Source organism: Micromonospora sp. NPDC023814 (assembly GCF_040639595.1).
Classification (GTDB): domain Bacteria; phylum Actinomycetota; class Actinomycetes; order Mycobacteriales; family Micromonosporaceae; genus Micromonospora.
The window spans coordinates 1-3,933 of the sequence record NZ_JBFAAF010000177.1 but is presented as its reverse complement, the minus strand read 5'-3'; the positions used below and the strand labels follow the sequence as shown (position 1 = coordinate 3,933).

Genomic DNA, 3,933 nt, shown 5'->3' with positions numbered 1-3,933 from the left:
GATGTGGTGGTGACCGTGGCTCGGGACGGGTCGGCGGTGCGGGTGGACTACGCGGCGGACGGGTTCTCTGCGCAGTGGGTACAGGGTCTGCTGGACCAGGTGGTGCTGGTGACGTCTGCCGGACTGGCGGCCCCCGAGGTTGCCCTGTCCGGGTTGCCGCTGGTGGGCGACGAGCAGCGGAAGCGGTTGCTGGAGTGGGGCCGGGGCCCGGTACGACAGGTGCCGGGTCAACCGATCCACGAGCTGGTGCTGGAATGGGCTCGGCGCACACCGGACGCGGTAGCGGGTGTCGCCGACGGCGAGGTGTTGACATACGGCGAGCTGCAACGCCGCTCAGCGGCCCTGGCCGGGCATCTACGATCGCTGGGCGTGCAGACCGGTGACGTGGTGTCGCTGGCCCTGGACCGCAGCCTGTGGACCTTGATCGCCACCATGGGCGTGATGCGGGCCGGCGCGGCATACACACCGATGGACGTGTCCTGGCCGACAGAACGAATGCGCATGCTGCTCGGGGACCACGGCGCACGGGTCGTGCTCACCGTCGGCGCCGTCGCACCCCACATCCCCGCCGAGAACGACGTACGGGTGGTCGCCCTCGACGACGACTGGCCCACGGTCGAAACAACCGAACCGGTCGACCTGCCGGCCGTCGACGCCTCCGAACCGGCGTTCGTCATCTACACGTCCGGCTCCACGGGCACCCCGAAGGGCGTCGTGCTGTCGCACGACAAACTGACCAACTTCCTGGCGTGGATGACCGACGAGGGCGCAATCGGCCCCGACAGCCGCATGCTGCATTCGGCGGCACCGGTCTTCGACGCCGCGTTCGGGGAGATCTTCGCCACGCTCACAGGTGGCGGTCGCGTGGTGGTCTGCTCCCGCGACGACCTGCTCGACACGCGCCGGCTCACCGACCTCATCAACCGGCACGGCGTCACGCACACGTTCGGGCCGGCCACCAACATCGCCCCGCTCGACCCGGCGGCCTGTCCCGGCCTGCGCTGCATCATCTTCGGCGGTGAGGCCGTCCCGCCGCAGCTGGCCCAGCGATGGTTGACCGCGGGCACGCGGGTGCTGAACGCGTACGGGCCGGCGGAGATCGCCGTGGCGTGCACGTGGTTCGACGCGTCGGCCGGGTGGGGCGGGGCGTACGTGCCGATCGGCTGGCCGATGCCGAACCGGCAGATCCGCGTGGTCGACCCGAACCTGAACCTCATGCCCATGGGCGTACCCGGGGAAATCCTCATCACCGGCTTCGGCGTCGCCGACGGCTACCTCAACCGCCCAGAGCTGACCGCCCAACGCTTCGTCACCGACCCGCACAGTGGCGGCCTCGCCTACCGCACCGGCGACCTCGGCCGATGGAACACCACCGGCGCCCTCGAAATCCTCGGCCGCATGGACCACCAGGTCAAGGTCAACGGCATCCGCATCGAACTCGGCGAAATCGAAACCGTCCTCGCCCAACACCCCGACGTCGGCGCCGCCGTCGTCACCCGCCGCGAAGACCGCGGCGTCGCCCGCCTCATCGGCTACGTCACCGGCCGCGACGGGCGAGTCCCAGCAGTCCGCGCGTTGCGTGAACACGCGGCGGCAGTCCTGCCCGCCTACATGGTCCCGGCCGTGCTGATGGTCCTGGACCGCTTCCCCGTCGGCGGCACCGGGAAGATCGACCGACGGGCACTGCCCGAACCCGGCTCGCAGCGCCCCGACCTGGACGTGGAGTTCGTCGAGCCGACGACGGACGAGGAGCGGCTCGTCGCCGGGGTGTTCGCCACCGTTCTCGGCATCGACCGGGTCGGCACGCGCGACAGCTTTTTCGACCTGGGTGGCACGTCGTTGCAGTCGGCCGCCGTGGCCACGCGCATCGACGAGGTCGCGGACGTCGTCGTGCCCGTGTCGCAGATCCACCGCACGCCGACACCGCAGGGGCTGGGCCGCTGGCTGACCACCGCACCCCGCCGTACGGACGCCGGCCTGTCCGCCGGTCAGACCCGTCAGCGCCCGGGCCCGGTTCCGCTCGCGCAGCAGGTGGCGAAGTGCCTGATGTCGCCCCTGGAGGTCGTCGTCCCGGTCACCTGGTGGATCGAGGGCGAGCTGGACCTGCGGGCGCTGATGGCGGCGCTCGGCGACGTGCACCGCCGGCACGAGGCACTGCACGCCCGCTACCGACGCGTCGACCCGCCCGTGGCACTCATCCCGCCGAACCCCGGCATGCCACAGCTCCGGCTGCTCACCGACGCCACCAGCGAACAGGAAGCCCTGGACCAACTCGCCGAAGCGGTGCAACAACCACTCGACTACACCCAGGGCCGCAACTGGCGGGCCGCCCTCATCCGCGAGAAGTCCACCGGCCGGACCCTGTTCGGCATCGGCATCCACCACATCGCCTTCGACGGCTGGTCGTACGCGCTGCTGGTGCGCGACCTCGGTCACGCGTACGCGGCACGGTTGTCGGGTGCGGCTCCGGTCTGGGAACGGCCGGCACCGACGCTGCGGCAGTCGTACGACGAATATGCCCGGCTGCGCGAGGCCGCCGACCTGGAGACCCAGCGGGCGTACTGGCGTGAACAGTTGCGGGGCCTGCCCCGCCAGGGCCACGGCCAGCCCACGGCGTCGCTGGAACAGGCACTGGCGTGGGGCCCGAAGGCCGGACACATCGTCACCGTCGCCCCCGAGGTCATGCACCGCTGGGATCGTGCGGCACGGGAACAGCGGTTCAGCCGCTCCAGCTACTTCGTCGCCGCATTCGCCTCCGCGCTGCGCGCCATCCACCAGCAGGACGACATCGGCCTGCTGATGGTCGTGGCGAAGCGGGGCAGCCGCGTCCTCGACTCCGCCTTCACCACCCGGCTGAACCTCAACTGCGTCCGGGTCCGGTTCGACGGGCCGGAGGACGACAAGCTGGTCCTGCGGGTCAACGAGACGATCACCGACCTCATGCAGGCCCAGGACGTCCCCTTCGCGGAGACCGCCGACGACCCCGCCGCCGGGCTCTCCGGCGAGGTGGTCGCCAGCCTGCCGACCTTCGTGTTCCAGGACAACGTGGTGCTTCCGCTGGAACTGCCCGGCTGCCGGGCCGAGGAGGTCGTCGACCCGTACGCCCGGGAGGTGCCCAACGGCCTCACCGTCGAGGTGCTCCCACGCGCAGACCATGCCCTCCTGCGGGTCACCATCCGCACCGACTACCTGCCGTACAGCTTCGCGGAGGAACTGAACGGCCACATGCTGCGCTTCCTCGAAGCCGGACCCGCGGTGGCCCCCACCGCCGGCTGAACTCGCCCCGTCCACACCGGACTGCTCGTCATGCCGTGGACGCGGCAGCCCCGCGTCCACGGAGTTCGTGTTTTCGCCCGGCGCGCCTGTGCAGGCGGCGCCGGCCCTGATCGGAGGTTGGCTCATGTCTGTCGGGTTCGTTGGTGGTCAGGCCCAGGCCGCGGGGGGCGCCGGGACCGGCACCGACTTCGCGGGCCTCGACCTGGTGGGCGACCTGCGCCGGCCGACAACGTGGCCGGCCCGGGCCGCGTCGGAGTTCCGGACGGTGGACCTGCCCGACCTGACGGGTGCGGAGTCCGCCGGCGCGGTGGTGCTGGCCGGTGTCGTGGGCGTGCTCGCCCGGTACACCGGTCAGGACGAGGTGGTGGTGGGCCTGTCGTCGGGTGGTGGTGTGTTGCGGGTGGACGTGGCGGGTGATCCGGGTTTCGGGGTGTTGGTGTCGCGGGTGGGTGCGGCGTTGGCGGCCGGGCCGGTCGCGGTCGACGCCGGCCTGGTGGGTCCGGTGGTCGTCGGGCTGGTGGACGCTCCGGTGGCCGAGGCGGGGCCGGCGGCCGTGGATGTCGATGTGGTGGTGACCGTGGCTCGGGACGGGTCGGCGGTGCGGGTGGACTACGCGGCGGACGGGTTCTCTGCGCAGTGGGTACAGGGTCTGCTGGA

At 71.5% G+C, this 3,933-nt stretch carries 1 protein-coding gene and 1 pseudogene; both read left to right on the top strand.

What is annotated here, in order from left to right:
- Positions 1-15: 15 nt before the first annotated feature.
- On the top strand, positions 16-3,276 hold the full coding sequence (locus tag AB0G14_RS35030) for an amino acid adenylation domain-containing protein (protein WP_357704994.1): 3,261 nt from the start codon (positions 16-18) through the stop codon (positions 3,274-3,276).
- Between the two features lie 124 nt (positions 3,277-3,400).
- A pseudogene (locus AB0G14_RS35025) lies at positions 3,401-3,933 on the top strand (non-ribosomal peptide synthetase); the annotation flags it as partial.